Raw genomic sequence first — 26,486 nt, forward strand, 5'->3', positions numbered from 1 at the left:
CGCTCTCACGAACAGAATTGGGTTTTATTAAATTCACGATCCTTAAAGTTAATTCTTACAAGTTTTCTCAGTAATTTTAAAGTTTGAGCATGAAGCATTGCACAACATTCGTAAAAACTTCCATCTGATCAAACGTTTGTAATCTTTCAATAAAGATTAAGTGGCAAGCCTAGTAATGTTTCGGAGAGATATGCCAACCTGACACTAGGAAGGTTCACTGAAGCCGCTTAAACCAGTCCTGACAACTTGCAAAAATCAAGGGGAAATCGGCATGACTCTGACAGGGAGAGATATATCTACAAAGGCTGATCAGCGCCTATCAATTCCTGAATTGCGGCAGAGGTTCGCTCAATCCATACACCAACAACCCGACAGCATTACGGATGAACAGTTGATTGCAGCTGTGTTGCGGGATGAATCGTCCGTTGAAGACTGCACTGTTTTAAAACGGGAATCTTCTGTTACCGGACACGAGCGAGTCGCTTATGTTGTCTTATCCGAACCGTTTTCTGAAGAGCGTTTACAGTCGTATCTCAAAACAGTTTTACCCGGCGAACTTTTACCGACTGCCTATGTTCCGGTTTCTCATTTGCCGCTGACGACAACGGGTGCCCCGGATCTTGCGGCACTTGTGCAATTGCCGGTGATTGATCCGGATCTGGCACAGCGGTGGGAAACCAAATTGCAATCGGTTGAGGCAGTAGATCGAGCCGCTGTGGTGGTGCAAGAAACCAGCCTCAAACCCTCTCTGCTGCATCTTGCTACGTTATTGCCTGACTGGAAAGCGGCTCCGGCGATCGCTCCGGATACTACAGAACATATCGCCGCTGCTGCTGCCGAAACCGATGAACAGCATTTATCTCAAGTTCCGGCACTGAGTTTTGGCGGACCGTTACCCGACGAGGCAGATGCTCCAAAAACTCTACTGGCTGTTTTACAGCAAGCGGCTCAAAAATTTTTGGGCGACCGGATTGTTTATCTGCAACCCGATGGCACGGTTTTGCATCAATCCTATGCCGGGTTACTGGAAGAAGCAGAAAAGATCCTGGCAGGTCTGAGGCAACAAGGTCTTAAACCGCAAGACAAAGTCATCTTTCAACTGGAACGCAACCAGGATATTATCGCTGCGTTTTGGGGCTGCATTCTCGGTGGGTTTATCCCCGTGATCATGGCACCGGCTCCGTCTTATCAAGATGCAAACAGCGGCGTCGAAAAACTGTGTAACGTCTGGAAGCTGTTAGATCAACCGCTGATCTTGACAACGGCAACGCTGCAACCAGCCGTGGCACACCTGTCGCAATGGTTACCTGCCGACGCCTTAACCATCAGTGCGATTGAGACGTTACGCGCTCACCCGCCGGATACGGCACATCACCCGTGTCAGCCTGACGATGTCGTTTTCTTTAACCTCACCTCTGGCAGTACCGGGATGCCCAAGTGCATCAGCCTGACCCATTGGAACTTGATTTCTCGTGCCAGAGGCACCAATATTCTCTGTCGGCATAGTGAATCCGATATCATTCTCAACTGGTTGCCGTTTGACCACATTGGCAGTATTTCCGACTGGCACGTTCGCTGCGTTTATCTGGGCTGTCAGCTGATTTATGCGTCTAAAGAATATATTTTGGGTCGTCCGCTCAACTGGATGGACTTGCTCAATCAATATCGCATCACCCACAGTTGGGCACCCAACTTTGCCTATGCTTTAGTCAATGATGCCTTGAAGCAAGAGACGCAGCAAACCTGGGATTTGTCGTGTGTGAAATCGCTGTTAACCGCCGGTGAAGCGGTTTCCTCTAAAGCCGTTGAAGATTTTATTGAAAATCTGGCTGCCTATGGGTTTCCCAAAACAGCTGTGAGACCGGCGTTTGGTATGGCAGAGATGGGGTCGGGGATTACCTATTACCAACCGACTGAAGCCCAACCGTTACTACGTCACATTGTGGATAAGGCATCCCTCAAGGGGGCGATTAAGCGGGTCAGTAGCGATCATCCCAATTGCAGCACGTTTACGGATTTGGGACCCGTTATTCCGGGCGTCTCAATTCGGATTGTCGATAGCGATAACAACCTGGTCAATGAAGATACGATCGGGTGTTTGCATGTCAAAGGCGATCCGGTGTCTCCGGGATATTACAAAAATCCAGCGGTCAATCAAGAAGTCTTTTTGCCCGATGGCTGGTTTAATACGGGTGATTTAGGGTTCATTTCTAGTGGACATCTGGTGGTCTCTGGACGCGCCAAAGAAACCATCATCATCAACGGGGCAAATTATTACAATCATGAAATTGAAGCCGTCGTTGAAGAAATTGAAGGCGTTGAAGTATCTTTCACGGCTGCCTGTGCGGTTCGGGAACCGGGGGCGGCAACGGAAAAACTGGCAGTTTTCTTTAATACACCCGTTGCAGACAGCGATCGCCTGACAGACCTGCTGAAGCACATCCGCCAAATCGTTGTGGCTAAGATTGGGCTGAATCCTGACTATTTAATTCCTGTGGCTCAGGAAACCATTCCTAAAACTGCGATTGGTAAGATTCAGCGATCGCAACTGAGTAAGCAATTTGAAGCGGGTGAATTTGACTCGATTTTACAAACCGTCGATCTGTTGCTGGGGAATGCCAACACATTACCCGATTGGTTTTATCGCAAAATTTGGCGACCCAAGCTGGCGACTGCCGGAACGGTGCAGGTTCGTACGGGGCAAACCCTGGTGTTCCTGGATGCTGAGGGTGTGGGTGAGACACTGTGTACCACCCTGCAACAAAATGGTGAGTCTTGTGTCGGAGTGGTTGTCGGTTCAGAGTTTTCTCAGATCCAGCGCGATCGCTATCAGATCGATCCGGCGAATCCCGATCACTACCACAAACTATTAAGTGCGATCGCCCCGGATGCTCAGCCAATTTGCCAAATCGTGCATCTCTGGACTGTTGATAGTGCAGGCTGTGAAATCACGTCATCGCAGGCGCTTGATCAAACCCTGAGCCAGGGTGTTTACAGCGTTTTGCTTTTGATCAAAGCCCTGGAAGCCGGACAACGCAGTGAACAGCCAGTACGTTTGCTGGTTGCCGCAACTGCTTCTCAATCCACCCACGCAACCGAAGCGGTCATGCCCGCCAAAACCCTGGTAGCAGGATTGCTCAAGTCTGCCTCTCAAGAAATGTCGTGGCTCGACTGTTGCCATCTGGATTTACCAGGACTGGAGCGTGACGAAAATGCCACGGTGATTTTGCAAGAGTTGCAAATGTCGCAGTCAGACCGTGAGGTTGCCTATCGTTCTGGCGATCGCTTAGTCCCTCGGTTAGAAAAAGTCGATTGGCACCATCAACCGACCCAACCGATGCCGTTGAAAATGGGTGGGATGTATATTCTCAGTGGTGGCTTAGGTGGGGTCGGCACCGAGATTGCCAACTATTTATTGCAGCATTACCATGCTCGCCTATTACTGTTGGGTCGAACCCCCTTGCCCGACCGCCATACGTGGGATGAATGCCGAGCCAATCAATCGGATAAAACGGCACAACGGATTGAAGCCTATTTGTCCTTAACTCATGGTGGTGGAGAGGTTCGGTACGAAGCCGTTGATATTGCTGACCTGGATCAATTGCAGACCGTGGTTCAAAAAGTCTGTGCCGATTGGAAGTGTGATCTAGATGGCGTGATTCATCTGGCTGGACGTGCATCAGAACAGTCTGTGTTAGAAGAAACTCCTGCGACTCTGGCAGAAACGCTCCGCCCGAAAGTTCAGGGAACTTGGGCACTGCATCAGTTGGTTAAAGATCAGCCTGACTGTTTATTTATTAGCTTTTCCTCGGTCAATGGCTTTTTTGGGGGCAATCGTGCCGGGGCGTATGCCGCTGCTAACACCTTTTTGGATGCGTTCGCCGCCTATCAACGCGCTCAAACGTCTATCCAGAGCTATTGTTTGGCCTGGAGTATGTGGGATGAGGTGGGCATGAGCCAGGGCTTCCAGATGAAGGAATTCTCTCGCATTCAGGGATACTATTCGCTCAGCCCTCAAAGCGGAATGCAATCGTTGTTAGGTTGTTTGGCACACGGACAAACTCAGCTATTGGTCGGGCTAGATGGTAGCAAGCGCAATGTGCAGCGGTATCTGGAAGCACCTGCAATCTCGTTGCAATCGTTGTCAGCTTACGTTACAGCCCAGGCACCTGTATCTGAGGCGCTGGCACACCTGGATGTAAGCGATCGCTTTGGTACACCGGCTTCTTGCCCGGTTCAGGTCTTGGCTGAAATGCCGCTAACGGCTGACGGTGAGATTGATCGAGAACAACTGACGTTGCTCGGTCGCCGACCGACGAGCGAATCTACCCAACCCAAAACAGAACTGGAACAGCAACTTGCCAACCTGTGGCAGGACATCTTGGGCATTTCCAGAGTCGGAAGTAACGAGAGCTTCTTTGAACTGGGGGGCAGTTCGCTACAGGCAGCCCGGTTGTTTGCTGAAATCGAGAAGCAATTTGGTAAGAATCTGCCGTTATCAACCTTGTTCGAGACCCAAACCATTGAACAACTCGCCCAACTTTTGACTGGGGATACAGAATCAAGCCTGTGGTCTTCGATTGTTCCGATTCAACCGAAGGGTTCTAAGCCGCCTCTGTTCTGCATCCATGGTGCAGGGGGCAACATTTTAATGTTCCGACAACTGATTCCCCATTTGAATGCCGATCAACCCGTGTATGGCATCCAACCCCAAGGCTTGGATGGCACGGAAACACCGATTGATCGCTTGCAAGAGATGGCAGAAATCTATGTGCAGAAAATGCGCGAACTGCAACCTGAAGGTCCGTATTATCTGACAGGATTGTCAATCGGAGGAGCGATCGCCATCGAAATGGCGCATATCCTTCGCCGTCAAGGTCAAGAAGCAGCACTGGTTGCTTTGATTGACTCGCTTGGACCTGGCTACCCCAAACTGATGCCCGTCGGCAAAAGATTGATGGCACTATTGCCCTTCGCCATATCTCTTTTGCCCAGCAAGATTATGTTGCGTTGGAAGAGACTCATTCAACCCAAACGCCAACCCGTTGAAACCCACCCCGAACAGTCTACTGACCTGGCTGCGACGGCGAATACAGATCACAACGAGGTGGGACTTGTAGACGAGCAATTTGCTACAGACAGCGTGGCTGATTCAGGGTTTAAACCTAAAAAATCTTTGTCTCTTCATGATTGGCTCGAGCAATTGAGTCTCTGGATCTACAAATATACTCCGTGGGCATTTGTTGTTCCTATCTTCTATCTGGATAGTGGGCGATCGCTACCCGATAAACTCCGTAGGATTCAAGAAGCAAATGTCAAAGCCTTCCTCGAATACCAACCAGAGTTTTATTTAGGACAAGCTATCTTATTCAGAGCCAGTAAACAACCGCCAGGATGCTATCCCGATCCAACCATGGGATGGGGCAAGGTGACAGATGAGCTTAAAATCTATGAAGTTCCCGGACATCATGGGGAAGATCTGCTGTACGACGAGAAAAGCAGTCGGGTGATTGGTCTGCAATTGCAACTCTGTTTGAAACAAACTCAAAGTTTGTATGAAGTTAAGAAAGCTTGATGCCATCGACTAATCAGGGTGATACCTAATCCAGTCCATCCCTTCGCGTCCACCTGGCACCCTATGGATTCCATCATGTCAACCCCAAAGACTCTACAGCAAATTGATCAGGCAATCATTGAGTTGTTGCGCGATCGCCTTTCAGTTTTAGCAGATTCGAACCCTATATCTCTGGAACAGCAACAGCTCAACTGCCAATCATTGCTATCTCAGGCGGGTGTGCCTGAAGCCTTATGGCAAAGTATTGTCGTTGGTTGCATGGCGGCATTGACCCAACCCGCTATTGAGCCGAAAGCAACGGTGGGGCATCGGGTCACGGTTGTGGGTGGACGCGGCATGATGGGACGTCTGTTTAGCGCCCGCTTGATGGCAGCAGGGCATCATGTCAGCGTACTGGAGTACGACAACTGGGATAAGGCTGAGCAGTTGTTAGCAGACGCAGAGCTGGTCTTAGTCTGTGTGCCGCTTAAAAGCACGGTAGCTGTGATCCGCAATATTGCCCAATACCTGTCGCCCACGACTGTTTTAGCAGACATTGCCAGCATTAAGGTGCCGATTGTAGAGGCAATGCTGGATGTGCATGAGGGACCCGTACTCGGTCTGCATCCCATGTTTGGACCTGGGATCGAATCGTTTCTGGCACAAAAAGTTGTGGTGTGTCCAGGGCGGCAAATTGATACGTGTCAGTGGGTTTTGGATTGGATTGAGCAAGATGGCGGCGAATTGATTTACTGCACGGCACAAGAGCATGACCAAATGATGGTAACAGTGCAGGCGATCCGTCATTTCTTTACCCTCAGTCTGGGCGTATTTTTGGCAGAAGAAGGGGTCGATGTCAGGCGCAGTTTAGATTTTGCCAGCCCAATTTATCGCATGGAGATCAATATGATCAGCCGCTTGTTTGCTCAAGATGGCAGTTTATATACCGATATCATGCTGGCGTCTGAAGAACGGCGACATGCGATCGCCCGACTCGTAAATACCTGTAGCCGACTTGCCAACTTTTTAACCGGCGAAGATCGCCCTGCCATCATTGCCGAATTTGAGGCTGCCCGAGAGGTGTATCGAGAAGAGTCTGATCGGGCTTTAAATGAGACGAATCATTTGATTAATGCTCTCTCTAGTTTTTTAGCCGCGAATCATCTAGAAACTCAAACGTCGCCGCCATTGTTTGTGGTTTATAAGGATGGATAGCGCCGTGCGTGCTGGATGTTGCGAGGCACACAATCAACCCCGTCTCATTGCTGGCAAAGTGGCGCTTGGGTAACTGTAAAGTCCAAGGTATTGAGTGAGAGCCGCGCGGAGCGCGGCTCTCACTCAATACCCGTCCTTTAGCCAGGTGCGAAGCGCTATAGTTTACACAGCATTTATAAAAGTTCCCCAAATCTCAGATCTCGTCCTGGTTAAAAAAAACAGGATAGATTAAGGGTCTGAGTTGCCAAGGAGCTGCGATCTGTTTGAGAATAGCGGCGATCGCTCTACTATTGACAATATTTTTTTGATAAAGATCAAACCCAAACACTGGAAAATCTACGGTTATTTGTGTCAATCTCGAAATAATTTACTGGAAAAAGCAGGTAAATCTACGAGTTTGCCTGGTAGTTGGATTCATAACAACGGCGAAGTTCTACCATGTCCCCAAAAACATCCAGTGAAAAGGAGCAAATGATTTCTTCTTCACCCTCACCCGGAGCAGCCGATCTGTGGCAATCGATCAGAACCATTTTTGAGCTGCAAAATCAGGCACCCCCCCTACTGCCTATTTCCCGAGAGGAGAAAATACCAGCATCGTTTGCCCAAGAGCGGTTGTGGCTTTCAGATCAGTTGCAGCCCGGTAACTCGGCTTACAATATTCCCTTTGCCTTTCAGATTCACGGAGATCTGAATGTGCCAGCTTTAGAGCAAAGCTTATATACCCTGGTGCAACGCCACGAATCGCTACGGACTACGTTTGCATCAGAGGCAGGGCAACCCGTTCAAGTCATCCAACCTGTCCCGACCCGGCTTCTATCGGTCATCGATTTACGATCGCTAGACGAGAGCGATCGCCAACAACAAACCGCCCAGTTGATAGAGCAAGAAGCTCGACAGCCCTTTGATCTTCAGCAAGGGTTGTTATTTCGGGCTAAGCTTTTGCACCTGGGAACCATGGATTTTGTCCTAATGTTGACGGTGCATCACATTATTTTTGATGGCTGGTCAGAAGGAATTTTATTTAAAGAATTAACCACTCTCTATCATTCTTATGCGACGGGTGCAGAACCTACTTTCATCGATCTCCCCGTTCAGTATCCCGACTATGCCGTCTGGCAACGGCAATGGCTGCAAGGCAATTTTCTAACGCTGTTAGAAAGGTATTGGCAACAGCAATTATCTGGTGATTTACAAGAATTGAAACTACCGTGCGATCGCCCTCGCCCTGCGATCGCCCAACGAGGCAGTGCTATCTATCGGTTTACGATTTCCTCAGAGCTAACCACTGCCCTAAAACAATACAGTCGTCAATCGCGAGCCACCCTTTTTCCGACCCTGCTAGCTGCCTTTCAAGTATTGCTGTGGCACTATACCCAACAAGAAGACCTCATCGTTTGTACACCGACTGCCAACCGCAATCGGAATGACATAAAAGGCATCATTGGCTATTTCGTCAATCTTTTAGTTTTACGCAGCGATGTATCTGGCGACCCTTCTTTCCAGGAGCTTTTAGATCGGGTGCGGCAAGTCAACACAGCAGCAAGTGCTCATCAAGATCTGCCAATCCAACATGTCGCCAATCGCTTAGAAACGGGGCAAGGAGCTTTGTCTCGGGTTCTGTTTGCTCTGCAAAACACACCTCGTCAAGAATTACAGCTGAGCGATCTAACCATTCAACCGTTAGAGGTCGATAACGGCATTGCTGATTTCGATCTGTTTTTGTCGCTGATCGATGATGCCGGGGTAATCACAGGCAGCTTAAAGTACAACACCGATCTCTTCGACGACGCAACCATTCATACCCTGATTGGGCACTTTCAACAGATTTTGCACAATGTTTTACAGAACCCAGAGCAACGGGTATCTGAATTGCTGCGATTGGATGATGTAGAGCAGCAACAGCTGGTTGACAAGCGCAGTCATGCCAGCAGTAGTCGGGGAGTCAAATCCTATGTGAGTCAGCAGCCCGAAGCTCCTCGCGATGCTTTAGAGTTACAACTTACCCAGATTTGGCAACAAGTTTTAGCACTGCCGTCCATTGGCATTCACGATAACTTCTTTGAGCTGGGTGGGCAATCGCTCTTAGCCCTACGAATGTTCAATCAGATTGAGCAACAATTTGGCAAGAATCTGCCGTTATCGACCTTGCTCACCGCTCCTACAATTGCCCAATTGGCAGAGTTGATCCGGCACGAACAAGGCTCTATCCCGTGGACTCCCCTGGTTCCATTTCAAACCCAAGGTTCCAAGCCACCCTTTTTCTGTGTGCATGGCTTGGGTGGAAACGTCCTTAGTTTTCGTGATCTTGCCAATCGTTTAGGACCAGATCAACCCTTTTATGGGTTACAACCACAAGGACAAGATGGCAATCTTCCGCCTCTAACTACGGTCGAAGATATGGCAAAGCTCTACCTTCAGACGATTCGGACGGTTCAACCAGAAGGTCCCTATGTGATTGCAGGTCTGTCGATGGGTGGTGTAATTGCCTATGAGATTGCACAACGCCTACGGGCTCAAGGTCAAAAGGTAGCGCTTCTAGTCCTGTTAGACAGTTATGGTCCGCTCTATTATCGGCGAACATCCATTTCCAAAAAGATTGCTCGCCATGGACGTATTTTCTTCCATTTACCACTCACCCAGAAATTACAATTCTTGCAAATGATCGGTGGTATTTTGGGGCAAAAATTTCAAGCGACGTTCAGAAAGTTTTATCGAGGTTCAAAAGCTGCCGCCTCCGAAAAATACGCAGCAATTCTGGCAGCGGGCGGGCAGGTGCCTGATTCGTATGTTGAACCAACCGCTGCTGCATTGGCAAATGCTCGTGCTGTGAGAGAATATACACCAATGCAACCGTATCCCGATAGAGTTATTATGCTGCGAGTCCAGCAGCGTCCCTGGTGGATTCGGTTTGACGCCAATTATGGTTGGGAACATTTAATTCTCAGAGGGTTGGAAATTTATGACGTCCCTGGACATCATTACAATTTCCATAAAGAACCCCAGGTTGATGTGACGGCTGAGAAGTTGAGAGTTGTTATAGAACAAGCTTGTGCAGACACTTCTTCCCAATAAGCTACACTTCTCCGCTAATCCATAACCTAGAAACGGGATGGTTACTTAAATGACCTTACAACAGAGAGCCATTAAAGGCGTTGTCTGGACAAGTTTGCAGAATTGGGGAGGGCAGGCACTTTCCACCATTACATTTTTAATTCTGACTCGTCTGCTGACGCCAGAAAGCTTTGGGCTGATTGCACTCGCTAGCATCTTTGTTCAACTCGTTCAAGCCCTGATCGTTCAAGGATTTTCAGATGCTATTGTCCAACGTAAAGACCTGGAGCCAGAACATTTAGATACAGCCTTTTGGTTTAACCTTGGGATTAGCTTACTGATGCTTGGCATTGGTGTGACAACTGCTGACTTGATTGCTCAAGCTTTTAGGCAGCCGGAACTAGCACCTGTTATTCAATGGCTGGCGTTAATGATTGTGCTTGCTGGGTTGAGTACAACCCAGCAAGCACTTCTCCGTCGTCAACTCAACTTTAAACTGCTAGCAGCACGTCAGTTAACAGGGCAATCGATTGGTTGCATCGTTTCGATTGTGATGGCTTTTCAGGGGTTTGGAGTTTGGAGTTTAGTGAGTCAGTTGCTGGTCGGAAACCTGATTAGCACAATTCTTTTGTGGAAAATCAGCGGCTGGCGACCAGGGTTTAAGATTTCGATCAAGCACTTTAAGGATTTATTCAGCTTCGGTATCAATATTGTTGGCATTAGCTTTCTATCGTTTATCAGTATGAGAGCTGATGACTTCCTCATTGGCTATTTTCTAGGTCCTGTTGTCCTGGGCTATTACACCGTTGCTTATCGCCTCTTAGTTACGCTGATTCAATTACTAACGGATACAGTCAGGCAAGTCATCTTGCCCACTTTTTCAAGAATGCAAGATGATCTGGGGAAAATGCGACAAGCTTACTATTCCGCTGGTGAGCTGGTCAGCTTTGCTGCTTTACCCTCTTTCTTAGGCATGGCTATACTAGCGCCTGAGTTGGTCAGAGGATTGTTTGGTTCCCAATGGGAACCCAGCATTCCAGTCATGCAAATTTTGGCGCTGATGGGTTTGCTGCTGACCATTTTCAACTTCAGTGGAGCCGTCTTTATGGCGATGGGTAAGCCTTCATGGGCACTGTGGCTCTTGTTGTTAGACACAGTAGCCAGAGTCATCGCATTTTCCGTAGCCGTTAAATGGGGAATTATTGCTGTGGCGGCTGGTTTGGTGATCTCTGGTTACCTCTTAGCTCCTGTGCGACTCTGGGCAGTTCGCAGGTTAATTCACCTGAGCATTGCCGACTATATGGGGCGCTTTATCCCACCCCTCGTCAGCTCAGGCGTTATGGTTACGGTGATCTGGCTGTTCAAGTATTTCTTCGCTGATAGTTTGAATGTTTCAGTACTATTGGGCATTTGCATTGCTTTGGGTGCGATCGCCTATTTACTCACGATCTTTCTTCTCTTCCCCAAATTCTTCAAAAAGCTTTTGAATGTTGCGCGTTTAGCAGCTCCCTCTAAAATGCCTAAGCCAGAGCCACCTAAAATCTAAATCAATCATTGATGCTGATCTAGACTCAGACCAACAGTAACACTTATTTTTCCTACCATCGTATATCTCTAAAGCCATGACTCTACCTAACTTTTTGATTATTGGTGCGGCAAAGTCAGGCACCACGGCACTCTATTACTATCTTAAGCAGCACCCAGATGTTTTCATGACCACCCTCAAAGAACCTCATTTCTTTGGTTTTGAAGGGGAAAATCTCTGCTTCCGTAGACCGGGTGGTGTTTTAGACCCGATTAATACAACAGCGATTACTAACTTTAAAGATTACCAGGCTCTGTTTGATGAGGTGTCTACCGAAAAAGCAATTGGCGAAGCCTCACCCAGTTATTTGCATACGCCCAAAGCCGCGAATCGAATTAAGGCTTACATTCCCGAAGCAAAGTTGATTGCGATTTTGCGCCATCCAGCAGAAAGAGCATATTCTGCCTTTTTAGGCGAATATCTCAGCAGTATTGAACAGGGGCTGGAATACATGACCGATTTTGAGCAAGCGCTTCAGATGGAAGAGACTTTCATCCGAGAAAATTGGTCGCCCATTTTTTACTACAAAAAGTTGGGTTTTTACTATGAACAATTATCGTATTACTACAAGGTATTCGATAAAAATCAGATTCATATCTGCCTGAACGAAGATTTACAGCGGGATGCAACCAAAACGTTGCAAAAAATCTTTTCTTACTTGGGTGTAGAAGATACGTTTGTTCCTGATACTTCTGTCAAAGCAGGTGCTTCTGGTATCCCTAAAAATAAGTTTTTGTATTGGCTCTCTAGACAAAAATCGATCAAATCGGTTTTGAAGCCTCTATTGCCAAAGGGGATTGGGCAGACGTTTGAAAAGCATATGCTCACAAAGCCTAAACTCTCTCCAGAATTGCGCCAAGAACTAATTGAAGTTTATCGAGATGATGTTCTCAAACTTCAGGATTTGATCCAACGAGATTTATCTGCCTGGTTGAAGTAGAAGCATTACAAATCTATCCGTAAAGTTGATTTTCGTGCCCGAAGGGCACGAAAATCAACTCTTCTGATCCCTTTTCGGATAGGGTCTCAGATTTTTCTTCTATATTGATGAATTCCTCATCCAATACCAATACTAAGATGGAGTTAATTTGGGATGGATAAAAAGCATCGCTTAGTAGGGATTGATTTATTTCGAGGGATAGCAATCTACGCAGTTATAATTCTGCATATTCATCAGCCTCTCGGTCATCAGCCTCCGGGTTTGAGTCCAATCTTAGAATTTGCTGGCTTTGCTGTTCCATTTTTCTTGGCGACATCGTTCTATCTTGCAATAGGTCGTATGTTCGCCACTGCAAAAGAGTATCCCTTAGGGGCTAGAATCATTCGTCTGTTAATTCCCTATGCTGTTTGGAGTGGCATTTATTTACTGTATAAAGTGTTGAAATATGGAGTACAAGGTGAAACAGGTGAAATCCTGAGGTTGTTTGAAGATGCGGTACCAATCTTGTTTTTTGGTGGAATCGCTATTCATCTCTACTTCTTACCATTACTCATGACGGGTACATTGTTAGTTAAATTGTCAGAGTTATGGATTAAGCGAGGAGTCAAGTTTCAGGTCTTAGTCTTATTGTTTATAGCAAGTTTGTTTTTATATGAAGTCATCCTTGCATCCGATAATGAATTTAAAAACAAGTCGAATTTTGCTTTTAACAACCTTTTTGAACTGCTTTTCCCAGATGGTACCCAAAATGCTTTGCTGCGAGTTGCTTTAGTTGCCCTTGCGTGGTTGCTCAGGTGCTTGCCTTACATCTTTTTAGCAATGATTTTGAACTATCCATCAGTCAAGCAGCGTTTACCCCAATTCAAACCTTACTATGTAGTTGTGGCAGCGATCGCTTTCGTTGTAATTAATGCTTTTGGTGTTTACCTGTTCCCGGCTGCGGTGTATGAGATTGGAAGAGGATACATTACATTAGCACTTGCACTTCAAACCTCACAACTCCTGAAAGAAAGCAATTGGATTCAGCAGTTAGGTACGGCTTCGTTTGGAATTTATCTCATTCACCTGCTGTTTATAGAAAGCTTCTATATTGTTGCAACTCGACTTTTTCCGAGTTTCTTAGCCCATATTTCTAGCTTGGTTTTATTGGCAATTGCAATGATTACTTTGCTAATCAGCTGGGGCATCACAGAGCTTTTGAGTAAAAGAAAAAACATATCCAGCTTATTATTTGGCATTTAGTTGGGAAATGTTAATTTCATCTGCGATCGCTTATCTAAAATCAACCTGATTATCCATTCAAATGTGATTTTAATAGTTGGCACTCCGATGAAACGATTCTTCAGGGTTTTCGTAGTTACTTTACTCATCGTAGTGAGTATAAGCTGTGCGGCTCGACAGTCATCGCTTACACCCAATCTTGCAACTACTACGTCTTCCGTCAACCGTCTGCCTGCACTAGAAGATAGCTCTGTGCCTGAAAAGCAATTCCCCGATGATATTGGTTGGATTGACATTCAGAAGGATTATGGCGCACAAGGAGATGGGTATACGGATGACACAAATGCCATTCGCCAAGCACTACAAGCTCCATTTTCAGACTTTACCAGACCCAAAATCATTTACTTTCCCAAAGGCACCTATCTGGTTAGCGACACCCTGGTCTTCCCGTCTGGGCAAGGAAAATGCTGCACGACCATCCGGGGACAGGGGCAAGGTCAAAGCATCATTAAACTGAAAGATGCAACCCCCAATTTTTTAGATGTTCGTAGCCCCAAGCCCGTTATTCTTACCCCGCAAGGTAATGCAGCCTTTCGGTATTACATTCGCGATTTAACCATTGACACAGGTGCAGGAAATCCAGGAGCAGTTGGCATCGACTATGTGTCTAACAATCGAGGAGCAATTGAGGATGTGACGATCCGCTCGGGTGATAAAACAGGTGTTGTTGGTCTGGCAATGGTGAGGGAATGGCCCGGTCCCAGTTTAGTAAAAAACTTGGTGGTCGAAGGCTTTGATTATGGTATTCGAGCCCGTCAACCGATCTATAGCATTACCCTGGAACACATTCTGCTAAAAAACCAAAAAAGAGCAGGGATAGTAAACGAAGGAAACACGTTAGCAATTCGAGATTTACAAGTTCAAAATGCTAGTCGAGGCATGCTCAATCTTAATGCGGGTCGTTCTGTTCCGGCAGTGCAAAATAGAAGAGGTTTAGTCGTTTTACTGGATAGTTTTTTTCAGGACAACTCAGCGGGAAGTGCGGTTGAGAATGATGGCTTCCTGTATGCAAAAAATATCACAGCTGAAGGCTATCAATCTGCGATTAAAAATCATCGCTCTGTTGTCCCAGGACTATATCAATCTGAATACATATCCGATCAAACCTACAGTTTGTTTGATAGTCCATCCCATGCCCTGAATTTACCAATTGAAGAAACTCCAATCTTTCACGACAATGATTTGAGTCATTGGTCAAATGTCAAAGATTATCCATCGATTCAAGCGGCAATGGATTCCGGTGCATCCACTATCTATTTCCCGCAAGGAATCTATCGTGTTGATGGTATTATCAGCATTCCTAAAACAGTCAAACATGTGTTGGGGTTTGAATCGCTAACCAATCTAAATGACCCTGCAACATTTACTTTTCGGATTGAAGAAAACGATAAAGAACCGCTTGTAATTGAAGGGCTTTTGTTGGGAGGAATTATTATTGAACATCATTCTTCTCGCCCTTTGGTGATTAAACATTGTCAGATCAAAGGTGAAGGAATTCAAAACTTTCCTAATTCTGGCAATCTGTTCCTCGAAGACGTGCAAACGGATTTGTTTTTAAAGTATCCTCAGGATGTCTGGGCAAGACAGCTCAATGCCGAGAGTTTGCATGTTCCCAAAACCAAAATCGTCAATAGAGGTGGAAATCTTTGGATTTTAGGATTGAAGACTGAGGGGAAAGGATCTGTCATTGAAACGACGGATGGAGGGAAAACAGAGTTGGTCGGAGGATTAATTTATCCAGTGATACCATTTGAAGAAAATGAGCAAGATCAAGCTGCTTTTGTTAATGATGAATCGAGTCAATCGCTGACTTATTCGGTTAGTGCTTCTGGAGCAAACCGAAACTATCGTATTCAAGTTAGAGAGATCCAAAATGGCGAAACCCGATTATTCTTCACACGGGAAATGCGAGGACAGGTCATGCCTCTGTTTGTGGGATATCAACACTGAATTACCAATTCAATAAAATCCGGACGTTTATTGTTGGCAGCGCGGCAACGCCACGCTGCCAACAATAAACGTCGGGTCTATTAAGTCCACAATCCTAAGGCTTCAAGATGACATTGTAGAGTATGAACCTTGGGATGAAATTGTAATTGGGATGCTCGAAATTCTTGGATTGATTCACCCTCTAAACTATGGCTCTGTGCAGGTTCATGCAACACAGGGGTTGCAGGGGACAGTGTCCCCTGCGTAGGAGTTCACTCCTCAGACCGCAATTTACCGAAACGGGCACCGCTATATCAATCAATTTTATGTTGAGAGTTTTATATGAAAGTTGTTCATCTTAGTACGTCTGATTTGGATGGTGGAGCTGCCCGTGCTGCCTATCGCTTGCATTCTGGATTGAAGGAGGTTGGTGTTGGGTCGCAAATGTTGGTACGGGCTAAATCTAGCCTGGATTCAGATGTCTTAGCTGACAAGACGATGCTGACAAAGCTTGGACCAACCATGAATGGCTTACCGTTACGCTCCTATCCTCAACGTGAGCGCTTAATGTTTTCGCCTCAATGGTTTCCAGATGCGATCGCCACTCACGTTCAACGACTCAATCCTGATATTGTCCACTTACATTGGATTTGTAACGGTTTCATCAAAATTGAAACGTTGAGCAAGTTTAACAAGCCCCTGGTCTGGACGCTTCATGATATGTGGCCTTTTACAGGTGGGTGTCATTACACTCAAACTTGTGTCCGTTACCAAAGCGAATGTGGTGCCTGTCCTCAATTGAAGAGTGGTAAGGACAGTGATTTATCTCACAAAATTTTGTCGCGTAAGTCTAAAGTTTGGCAGCCTCTTGATCTGACCATCGTTGCCCCCAGTCACTGGTTTGCTGAATGTGCCAGAAGCAGTTCATTGTTTAAAGACTTGCGGATTGAAGTCATTCCTCATGGACTTGATTTGAATCGGTACAAGCCCATCCCAAAAACTATTGCACGAGATGTGCTGGGCTTACCTCACGATAAGCAATTAGTTTTATTTGGAGCATCTTCTGGTGTCATGAACGATGAACGGAAGGGGTTTCAGTTTTTGCTGCCAGCTTTGCAAAAACTCACTCATGCTGGACAGGGAGAACAAATCGAGCTTGTGATTTTCGGCTTATCTCAACCCGATACTTCTCTTGATCTAAGGTTTAAAGTTCACTATATGGATCGATTACATGACGATGTTGCTTTAGCGTTAGTCTATTCGGCTGCGGACGTCATGATTGTTCCTTCTATGCAGGAGGCGTTTGGTCAAACTGCTTCTGAGTCGCTAGCGTGTGGTACTCCGGTTGTGGCTTTTAATGCAACTGGTCCTAAGGATATTGTCGATCATCAGCACAATGGCTATTTGGCGCGACCCTATGAGGTTGAAGATTTGGCGGATGGCATTGCCTGGGTGTTAGCAGACCGCGATCGCCACCAACACCTGTGTCACAATGCCCGCGAAAAAGCCGAACGGGTCTTTCCCTTAGAAACACAGGCTAATCAATACCTGAAGCTGTTTGCCGAACTGTTGCATTGACCCGTGATGATGAACCAGTGACAATTAAATCCATCTACACGATGGGGGTTAAACCATGAAACTGCTGACAGATTGGGGGTTCAGCCGTGAAGGATGGCGTCGGGGTCAAAAGGGCGAATATTGGGTCGTGGCTCAAGGTGTCTTGCTCGTAGGGTTTGCTCTCTTACCGATCTATCGTCCGGCAGGGGTAGATCAACTGCTTCCCCTTTGGCGTTACCTGGACTGGGGCATCGCCGCTGTTCTGGCGATCGTGGCGATCGCCTTTTTGCTCAAAGGCGTGATCGATTTGGGAGCAAGTTTAACACCCTTACCGTATCCCAAAGAAGACGGTCAATTGGTGCAGTCGGGGGTGTATGGGGTAGTGCGACATCCCCTCTATAGCGGTTTGATTTTGGCTGCATTGGGTTGGTCACTTTATTCGTTGAGTCTGGTTCATCTGATAGCAACCGCCGTCCTTTTTGTCTTTTTCAATGCCAAGGCAACGCGTGAAGAGGTTTGGCTGGCAGAGAAATATCCTGATTATTTAAGCTATCAACAGCGGGTCAAACGACTGATCCCCTGGCTCTACTAGGTTGTGGCCTCGTGACTTGGTAGACATAAAGAAAGTAAGGGTTTCTTAGGGCGTTGCCAATTTGCAGGATGGATGCGAACGTGAACCCGAAGGGTTCACGTTCGCATCCATCGCGATACTAAGGATCACAGATTAATTAACCTGTAATTCTTTTTGAGAGAGCGGTGGCGGAGCCACCGCTCTCTCAAAAAGAATCGGGTTTTATTAAACCCACGATCCTGAGCAATGCCGTTTTTGATAGCGATTGGCGATTGAGATGCCGGTTGTTGTGACAGAGCAATTGGGAATTGCTATGGCGGTACGCATTAGGGTTAGGACGGGGTGCAGGGGTGGAGGCACCGCCCCCACCCCCCGATGTCCGAACTGGATTGCGTAGAGCTATAGCAATCTTATTTGATCTGTGAAAATGATCCGGTGTGAAAGCGCCCGCCCTTCGGGCGGGCGCTTTCACACCGGATTTAGGATCGCTATATATAGAAAAATGAGGAAATGGGCGATCGCCCATGGTTATTCAAAAAAAATCCCGGCATTGCTACCGGGGAACGTCCAATGTTGAGTTGATGTTAGAGTGCCCACTTTTCAAGAGAGCGATCGCATGGGGATAGGAAATCTCCGCTCAGTCAATATGGATGCGGCGTTGCGGCTATCGGGTCTTGCTTGGTCGAGTACGCTGACCTATGGGTTGATGTTTGGGGTTCAAAATCATTTGAGCCAGCAGATTTTTACAAAAAAAAGGGTAAATATCCTGCAAAACTTGTGCGCAACACCCATTTTTTGTGCTTAAATTTCGACTAACTCTACTCATTTCTCTAAATTGTGGGTAATATCGCTGTTAAAACCGCTTGATTTTTACCGAGTGATTGATTAGAGTAGTTCGTTTTAAGCCTGAATCTTAGAGCGAAACAATCTCGTTTTAGATCTGCGATCTCTGTGCCCAAGCCTGACTCAAAAAAACGTAGTTATTTTTCTTTAAACTTTGTATCCTTTGAGTCAAGGTGGCAATTCTGAACTAAATTGGGTAGCATACATACGCAATTATTTTACTTTCTGTATTTATCCACAGAAATTGTTGCTAGAATTGCCTCTGTCTTTCCCTGAACTCATTAATCTATCCCAACTTCTCAGTTAGTTGAGTTGAAAAAACTGTGGTTAGTAGCCTCAAAAACTTATTCGCAAAAAAAACAAAGGGAGTCGGCATTGAGCTAACTCCGGATCGTCTTAATATTGCTCGTCTTCGAAGAAAAGGACAAGGGTTTCAGCTCGTCACACTGGCATCAGCCGAAATTCCTGAAGGCATTTTTCAAGAGGGGCAAATTCTCGATTCTGCTGGAATGGCTGAAATTATTCAGTCCACATTGGCAGAAAGCAAAATCAAAACCAAACATGCAGCAACGGCGATCCCTGGTGGTCGAGATACGGTCACTCGGATTATTCCGGTACCTGCCGAACTAGACGATCGCGAATTACGAGAGATGGTCTTAAACCAAGAGGCAGGGCTTTACTTACCATTTCCCCGCGAAGAAGCAGATGTAGACTATCAAAAACTTGGCTTTTTTGTAGACGAAGATGGGATTGAGAAAGTTCAGGTTTTATTGGTAGCAACCCGTCGAGAAGTAACGGATTCTTATCTCGATACATTTCAACAGGCGGGCTTGTCCATCAATGTTTTAGAAATTAGTAGTTTTTCTTTGATCCGAACTATTCGCGAACAATTGCGACAGTTCACACCTCAAGAAGCAGCGGCGATCGTCGATATTGAGTTTGAAAGTACTGAGATTTCCATCGTGGTAGATGGGGTTCCTCAGTTTTCTAGAACTGTGCCAATTGGTACGTATCAAATTCAAACGGCATTAAGTCGGGCAATGAACTTGCCGCCCTCTCGTAATACTGATTTATTACAGGGGATGACGGTGCCCGTATCGCCAATGGATAGTGTGGGCTCCTCACCTAAGATGGGCGGAACAAACCCAGGCACTGCTGCCATGCTGCGAGTCTTAGGGGAGTTGGCCGATGAGTTGCGACGTTCGATCGACTTTTATTTAAATCAGGGTGAAAACCTGGAAGTAGCCCAACTACTTCTAGCAGGTCCGGGTGGTTCGATTGGGCAGTTAGATGAGTTTTTCTCGCAACGATTGAGTTTGCCTGCTAGTCAGGTTGACCCGATCTCAGCCTTATCGCTTGAAGTAGAAGAAGAGATACCGTCGGTTCAAAGACCGGGGTTAGGCGTTGTTTTAGGTTTGGGTCTGCGGGAGGCGTGGTGACATGTATAGTCTCGATGTCAATTTTTTAAATGATCGGACTATCCGCCCATCCGAGGCGGGGACGTCTGCGCCGAGAGCGGTACAGTCTAGTCAGGCTCCTCTGTTTGTCGGGGTTGCCGTGGGGATTTTGTTGCCCGCACTGGCAGCAGGATTGTGGTTTTTCTTGCAAACCCGCAATGCCAAACTACAAACTGAAATTGCTGAGTTAGATAGTCAGTTGGCAGCCGCACAGGCACAATTGCAAGAAGTGAATACGATCCGCCAGCAGGTGGATCAAATGAATCAGCAAAACCAGGCTTTGGCGACGGTCTTTGACCGAATTAAGCCGTGGTCGGCTATTTTGCAAGATGTTCGAGGTCGGGTGCCGACTGGAATGCAACTCGACTCGATCGAGCAAAAGAAACTGACTCCAGTTGCTGCGCCACCCCCACCTCCTGCCCCGGCTGATGGGTCGGCACCACCGCCAGCACCGCCACCCGTCGTAGAAAAGCCGTCTACGGTGATTCAAATTAGTGGTGTCGCCCGCAACTTTGATGAAGTCAATGACTTTTTGTTGACGTTACAGCAATCGCCCTTTTTGGAACCTGAGTTGACTAAAATCCTGGCTGCCGAGTTGATTGATGACCCAACCCGGATTGAGTTTAGAGAAGATATTGCTGCTCAGGTCGAAGTGGAATTGCCTAAAGTTGTCAGGTTTACGGTGGTAACGACGTTAACCAATTTGCCCACGTCTCAACTCATGCAAGATTTGGAACGCAACTTAGCGGTAGGGCTTGCCGCCAGAATTGAAGAATTACGAAGCAAAGGAGTGATTCAGCAATGACCGCCAGTGGTGATTTTATTTCTGGAGATGGCGGGTTTGAAGAAGCCCCGTCTTATCCGACGATATTTGGTGTGCAGTTAACTCCTGTCGTCAGTGGTACGTTGGTTGCGTTATTGGGTTTGGCAGGTGCGGTCTATTTGTTAATCAATGTGGTGCAGCCAGCATGGCAGCAAACACAAACGTTAGAGCAGGCAGCCTCTGAGAAGCGTTCTCAATTGGTTAACCAGGAGGAAACGCAGCGGCAAATTGAAGAAGCCAGAAAGCAATTGAAAGACGCGGAACAGTTGCAAGCGGATGTCTTGGCTCTCTTTGCCACCGAGAGAAGCTTGGAGACGTTGCTATTAGATGTCAATGCACGAGTTCAGTCGGTGAATGCAGGCATTACGGATCCAGAGAGACGGGCTAATTTATCGAAGTTTCAAGCCAGCACGGCTGGAACTCCAGGTACAGTGGCAACGGCTGAAAATTTGGTGCTGACTGAGCCAGATGTCGTCAACGATGGTGCGTTTGGGACGACACTCAATGGCAGGCTAGAGCGGGTCACGTTTAATGTAGAGCTTCAGGGAGACTATGCCCAAACTCAATCTATCATGCGCAATATTGAGCGCTTGCAACCGTTGTTGATCGTTCAAGATTTTAAATCTGAGCTGGATGAGGCGTCGCAACGCGTTGTCTTGGATGAACAAGGGCGTTTGGTCGCGAATGGGCAACCGTTGACCCGGATTACCACCTCATTTCAATTAATTGCACTGCTGCCTGTATCGCAACCGCCTGCTGCTCCCGCCGTAGATCCAAATGCACCCGTAGACCCGAATGCATCTCCATCCCCGTCACCTTAACGGTTGAACGTTACGCGTTCAGCCTAAAACCACCTAATCCCATCTATTCGTAGCACAACGTATTTTTTTCGCCTGTTCTGTAGAGGAGTGGACTCATGAAGAGACAGTTTGCATTAGGAAGTATTATCGGTGGCGGGTCGCTGATTTTGTTATCGACCCAGCCGGTATGGGCAGATGCAACTCAAGTGACGGGGGTGCAGGTCAGTCAAACCGATGCGGGGATGCAGGTCGTACTTCAGACTCGCAGTGGCGATCGCCCACAAATTTTTACAGTCGAGCGAGACAATGCTCTCACCGCTGACATTATTAACGCCCAGCTTGATCTACCACAGGGTAATGGATATTTGCAAAATAATCCGGCTCCTGGCATCAGCTCCGTGATGGTCACACAACTGGATGCCAACAGCATTCGAGTGACGGTTAATGGTGAGGCGGCGGCTCCGGCAGCACAGGTTCAGCAAGATCGACGCAACATTGTGCTGAGCTACGTGCCCACCAGTGCTAGTTTTAATGCTGCGCAAATGGCAGCGCCTGCTGCACCGGCTCCTGCACCGAGCGCTCCTGTTGCTCCTACAGCTTCATTCCAAATTCCTACGATTCCCGCTGCGCCCAGCGCCGACTACCCTGTCGCCCAGGTTCCTCCGTCACAATCGCCTAACGTTCCTGCGCCCGACATTTTAGTCCCAAATCCAGAGATCACCATCAACGGGGCTCCCGCTCAGCCGCCCAGTACTAGTCTGGTGCCACCACTGCAACCCAGAGCGATCGCACCACCGTTGGGTGATATTTCTGTCTCTAATGTAGATTCGTCTCCCGATTCCGTGACGTTGGGCACCGAAGAACGGATTCCCCGCCTGGTTCTGCGCGATGCTCCTGCTCGCGATGTCCTCTCCTTGCTGGGGCGTGCCGCTGGCATTAACGTGGCGTATATTGGTGGCGCAACAGACGCCACAGCAACAGGTGCAGCTCCAGCTGCACCTGCTACACCGGGTGAGGAAGTAGCAGGTGCAGACGTTCGGATTTCCCTGGATATTGAGAATGAGCGCGTTGAAGATGTCTTTAACTACGTTCTCCGGATTACTGGTCTTGAGGCTAACCGAGTCGGTCGGACAGTGTTTGTCGGCCCTCGTCTACCTGACGAAGCCCGTAATGTGATTGCCCGGACGCTGCGGCTTAATCAAGTTCCTGTGACTGATGCGGCTAACTTTTTGGCAACCCAAGGTGCTGAATCCCGTCAATTCTTTCAGCCCACCCGGATTGAAAGTATTGGTGAAGGTGCAGCGGCGCGGGTTGTAGAAGTTCGTGAAGCTCCCCAAATCGTGGCAGTGCAAGTGACGCCTGGGAACAGCCCGTTGCTATTAGAGGGGCTATCGGTTACGGTTGACCCGCGACTCAATGCTATTACACTCGTGGGCACCCCCCGTAAAGTTGAAGTTGCGTCTGTGCTGTTGCAGCAACTTGATCTGCGTCGCCGTCAGGTTGCGGTCAATGTCAAAGTTGTGGATGTCAACTTGCTAGCCACCGAAGACTTTAACAGTAGCTTCTCCTTTGGCTGGGATGATGGCTTCTTTGTGAATGATGGAGGTGCTGCCAGCTTTAACTATGGACGGGTTAACCCCCCTAGTCAGGCTGATGTGAATGGCAGCCGTCTTAGCCCGCCCGTTACCCTTGCTCCTTTTCCGGAGGGTTTCGATGGGGGTCCCTTCCTGGATGACCAACCTGATTCTCCTTATGGTGGCACAGAAAGTACAGGGCAACCTGTCAGAACATTCCCGGTGGAAGTTCAGCTCCCCGATGGCACTACCACGACTATTAATGTTTTCGATCCTCGATTTCCATCGGGTAGGTTAGCACGTCCGCCCTTTGGTACGGATCTCAATCCACTCCAGCCCGGTATTACCGATATTGCAGATGATGGCACGATTGAGATTGGCTTACCAGAACTATTCCAATATCCCACTCGCTTCCTGTCATCGTTGCAAGCACAGGTGGTCAGCGGCAATGCCAAGATCTTGACGGATCCAACCTTAATGGTGCAGGAAGGGCAGACGGCTACCGTCGCTCTGACCTCTCAGGTTTACAGTGGGATTCGGGGTACAGGTCCGGGAGAATTTGAGCCGATTATCAATGATGCGGGTTTGACGTTACAAATTCAGGTTGAACGCATTGATGACAATGGCTTTGTGACATTGGCAGTGAACCCAACCGTTTCTTCTCCTGGAGCAACGGTAGAAACGACAGATATTCAAGGTGACATTACCTTACTGCAATCGCGATCGCTTCAGTCAGGTGCTATCCGTCTCAGGGATGGTCAAACGCTGATTCTGTCAGGCATTATCCAGGAGTCTGATCGGACAACAGTTTCCAAGGTTCCCATTCTGGGCGATATCCCGATTTTGGGCGCACTATTTAGAAGCACAGAACGGAACAATACTCGTCAAGAAGTCATTGTGTTGGTCACTCCTCAGATCATGAATGACTCTGACCTGTCTACCTTTGGCTATCGCTATTCTCCTGGTCAGGATGTTCAACAAATCTTGCAACGTCAGGGGGTTCAAGTTCCTTAAGAGCGTGTGGCTTGAATCAAACTAAGGTCTATTTTTGGCAGTGTGACGATGCCACGCTGCCAAAAATCAACTTAGACGCAGAACTCAAGCAAAACTAAACGATGGCATATGTTGCTCATAGAGGCGATCGCACAGCCGCAATATAACGGTGGGAATAGGGCACAAGAGTTTGCCCTATCTCAACGTTTTTTGTCGTGAGAAAAACCGACAACAGATAATCTAGTGTTGCAAACACCAAATTTTGCAACATGGGGGGTTGGGGGCGAAGCCCCCAAGAAGGGGTTCCACCCCTTCACCCCTGACAAAACTTTCGTTTTGCTGTACTAGCTATATTGTTTCAACAATACTTAATCGTCTATTGGCTACTTCAGTTGTGACCTATTACCATCAGGCGACTCAATCCTAGGGAAACCAGAACTATGGCAAGTGATAAAGCTGGGAACACGCTCAAACAGGCTCGACTCTTTCGAACTCGCTTTCGCATACAAGAGTTTAAAGATTCGGTCGGCAAAGGTGATATCAAAGATCATTATCGGTTTGATATTCCTCGCTCTCGGTTTGCTGCCATCGCCTTAGACCAAATGGAAGGAGACGCTGATCTGTTTTTGCTCAATAGCAAAGGACGTGTCTTAGCTCGATCGGCGACGCGGCGACGAGGAGCCAGCGAATTTATTAATATCACGTTGGTAAATCCTGGAACCTATTACATTTTAGTGAGAGCGCGAAAAGGGAGCGGTACCGACTACCGGCTCAGTACAATTTTTGGGGCAACGGGTGGGGGTGGGAATGATGATGATGATGATGGCGGTAATGGGGGTGGCAATGGTGGCAACGGTGGCGGACTTGCCGTTCCGTTTAAAGACCTTAACCCTGGTGTAGATAGTTCTAATCCCCAGTTTCTTACCGTTGTTGACGATACTCTATTTTTTGCCGCAACCAATGGTCGCACTGGGGTTGAGCTTTGGAAATCTGATGGTACCTCTAGAGGGACTGTACTTGTTAAAGATATTAATACCGGCTCAACAGGAGACTTACAAGACAGCTCCAGTCCATCTGATCTGGTTGCATTTAACGGAGAGCTATATTTCTTTGCCGACAATGGTAGTAGCGGAAAAGAGCTATGGAAGAGTGATGGCACATCTGCCGGCACCGTTCTAGTCAGAGATATTAATGTTGGTTCTGAAGGGTCTGACCCAAGTGAACTGGTGGTGGTTGGGGATACTCTCTTTTTTGCGGCAGATGATGGCAATGGGCAGGGCAAAGAGTTATGGAAGAGTGATGGCACCCGCACCGGAACAACGCTGGTGGAAAATATTAATTTGGGTTCAGGATCGTCTAATCCCTTGGGGTTAGTCGATTTCAATGGAGAGTTGTTCTTCTCAGCCGATAGAGGCGACGTCAATCCGATTGGTAGAGAACTCTGGCGTAGCGATGGAACACTGGAGGGAACGAATCTGGTTAGAGATATCCAACTGGGGTCAGAAGGGTCTAATCCCTTTGATTTGGTGCCAATCGGCGATACTCTTTATTTCGCTGCAACCACGGTAAACAATGGTCGAGAGTTGTGGCAAAGTGATGGCACGTTGGATGGAACTTCGTTGGTCACCAATATCGCGTCTGGGAGTGATAGTTCGTTTCCCTCAAGTCTGGCTAATTTTAATGATGTCCTGTATTTCCAGGCAACGAACGGCATCAGCGGGTTTGAGTTATGGCGGAGCGACGGGACAGCCGATGGTACGGTGCGGGTTAAAGATATTTTTGTAGGTGGAGAAGGTTCTTTCCCCACGGGCTTAGTTCAGGTTGGTAATTTACTGTACTTTGCGGCAACCACAGAGGCTTCGGGACGGGAGCTATGGAGAACCAATGGCACCTCTACGGGTACGATTCGGGTTCGAGATATTAATCCGGGCAAAGATTCATCCAGTCCTCTAGAATTGGTCGATTTTAACGGCGAGCTATTCTTTACGGCAGAGGACGGTGACAACGGTCGAGAGTTGTGGACGTTGTCGAGTACCTAAGGTCTGGTTTAAAAGTTGTTTTTTCGTGCGCTTCGCGCACGAAAAAACAATCCTCTTAGCGAGTTTTAAAGTACGCTCTAGTCCACCAAATTAAAAGTTTTAGAGGGGATATAAGGAGCATTTACCCCCTTTATCCCCTGCAAAAAGTCCTACATAGGATACCTGATTCTGAGGGCTACTAATTTAGGCTATGAGATTCGGTGTGAGTGCTGCCCTCCGCGTGGCACTCCCACCGAATCTCGTGGATTGAGTATCGCCTGTGCCTAACCCTGAA

At 47.5% G+C, this 26,486-nt stretch carries 15 protein-coding genes; all 15 read left to right on the forward strand.

The genetic code is table 11. From position 1 onward, the window contains the following. Window positions 1-271 precede the first annotated feature (271 nt). The 15 genes from ACR6Z4_RS12955 (at window position 272) to ACR6Z4_RS13025 (ending at window position 26,212) form a co-directional block, all read left to right on the forward strand. A complete protein-coding gene (locus ACR6Z4_RS12955) occupies window positions 272-5,575 on the forward strand; it encodes an alpha/beta fold hydrolase (protein ID WP_479717695.1) in 5,304 nt (1,767 codons plus the stop codon). Between the two features lie 75 nt (window positions 5,576-5,650). Further along, complete coding sequence (tyrA, locus tag ACR6Z4_RS12960) at window positions 5,651-6,769, forward strand: bifunctional chorismate mutase/prephenate dehydrogenase (protein ID WP_479717696.1); 1,119 nt, start codon at window positions 5,651-5,653, stop codon at window positions 6,767-6,769. A 438-nt stretch (window positions 6,770-7,207) separates the two neighbouring features. Further along, window positions 7,208-9,841: an alpha/beta fold hydrolase gene (locus tag ACR6Z4_RS12965; protein WP_479717697.1), complete on the forward strand. Its 2,634-nt coding sequence runs from the start codon at window positions 7,208-7,210 to the stop codon at window positions 9,839-9,841. A 49-nt stretch (window positions 9,842-9,890) separates the two neighbouring features. Beyond that, complete coding sequence (locus tag ACR6Z4_RS12970; RefSeq protein WP_479717698.1) at window positions 9,891-11,366, forward strand: lipopolysaccharide biosynthesis protein; 1,476 nt, start codon at window positions 9,891-9,893, stop codon at window positions 11,364-11,366. A gap of 76 nt (window positions 11,367-11,442) precedes the next feature. After that, a complete protein-coding gene (locus tag ACR6Z4_RS12975) occupies window positions 11,443-12,345 on the forward strand; it encodes a sulfotransferase family protein (protein WP_479717699.1) in 903 nt (300 codons plus the stop codon). A 153-nt stretch (window positions 12,346-12,498) separates the two neighbouring features. Continuing rightward, window positions 12,499-13,587 carry an acyltransferase family protein gene (locus tag ACR6Z4_RS12980; protein ID WP_479717700.1) on the forward strand — a complete coding sequence of 363 codons (1,089 nt, stop codon included), beginning with the start codon at window positions 12,499-12,501 and terminating at the stop codon, window positions 13,585-13,587. A 132-nt stretch (window positions 13,588-13,719) separates the two neighbouring features. Then, a complete protein-coding gene (locus ACR6Z4_RS12985; protein WP_479717701.1) occupies window positions 13,720-15,576 on the forward strand; it encodes a glycoside hydrolase family 55 protein in 1,857 nt (618 codons plus the stop codon). Window positions 15,577-15,897: 321 nt separating this feature from the next. Further along, complete coding sequence (locus ACR6Z4_RS12990) at window positions 15,898-17,133, forward strand: glycosyltransferase family 4 protein (protein ID WP_479717702.1); 1,236 nt, start codon at window positions 15,898-15,900, stop codon at window positions 17,131-17,133. Window positions 17,134-17,188: 55 nt separating this feature from the next. After that, window positions 17,189-17,704 carry a methyltransferase family protein gene (locus ACR6Z4_RS12995; protein ID WP_479717703.1) on the forward strand — a complete coding sequence of 172 codons (516 nt, stop codon included), beginning with the start codon at window positions 17,189-17,191 and terminating at the stop codon, window positions 17,702-17,704. A gap of 568 nt (window positions 17,705-18,272) precedes the next feature. Then, window positions 18,273-18,488 (forward strand): hypothetical protein, encoded by a 216-nt coding sequence (locus ACR6Z4_RS13000; RefSeq protein WP_479717704.1) that lies wholly within the window; start codon window positions 18,273-18,275, stop codon window positions 18,486-18,488. 361 nt (window positions 18,489-18,849) lie between these two features. Further along, the gene (gene pilM, locus ACR6Z4_RS13005; RefSeq protein WP_479717705.1) at window positions 18,850-19,965 is read left to right on the forward strand and encodes a type IV pilus assembly protein PilM; all 1,116 of its coding nucleotides are present in this window, start codon (window positions 18,850-18,852) and stop codon (window positions 19,963-19,965) included. 1 nt (window position 19,966) lies between these two features. Continuing rightward, the gene (locus ACR6Z4_RS13010; protein WP_479717706.1) at window positions 19,967-20,788 is read left to right on the forward strand and encodes a PilN domain-containing protein; all 822 of its coding nucleotides are present in this window, start codon (window positions 19,967-19,969) and stop codon (window positions 20,786-20,788) included. Continuing rightward, window positions 20,785-21,627, forward strand: a complete 843-nt coding sequence (locus ACR6Z4_RS13015) for a pilus assembly protein PilO (protein ID WP_479717707.1) — start codon at window positions 20,785-20,787, stop codon at window positions 21,625-21,627. Before ACR6Z4_RS13010 ends, ACR6Z4_RS13015 begins: the two co-directional genes overlap by 4 nt. Window positions 21,628-21,722: 95 nt before the next feature. After that, window positions 21,723-24,194, forward strand: a complete 2,472-nt coding sequence (locus tag ACR6Z4_RS13020; RefSeq protein WP_479717708.1) for an AMIN domain-containing protein — start codon at window positions 21,723-21,725, stop codon at window positions 24,192-24,194. A gap of 419 nt (window positions 24,195-24,613) precedes the next feature. Further along, window positions 24,614-26,212 carry an ELWxxDGT repeat protein gene (locus tag ACR6Z4_RS13025; RefSeq protein WP_479717709.1) on the forward strand — a complete coding sequence of 533 codons (1,599 nt, stop codon included), beginning with the start codon at window positions 24,614-24,616 and terminating at the stop codon, window positions 26,210-26,212. The last annotated feature ends 274 nt before the right edge of the window (window positions 26,213-26,486 follow it).

The organism is Calyptranema fuscum S582 (assembly GCF_055793305.1).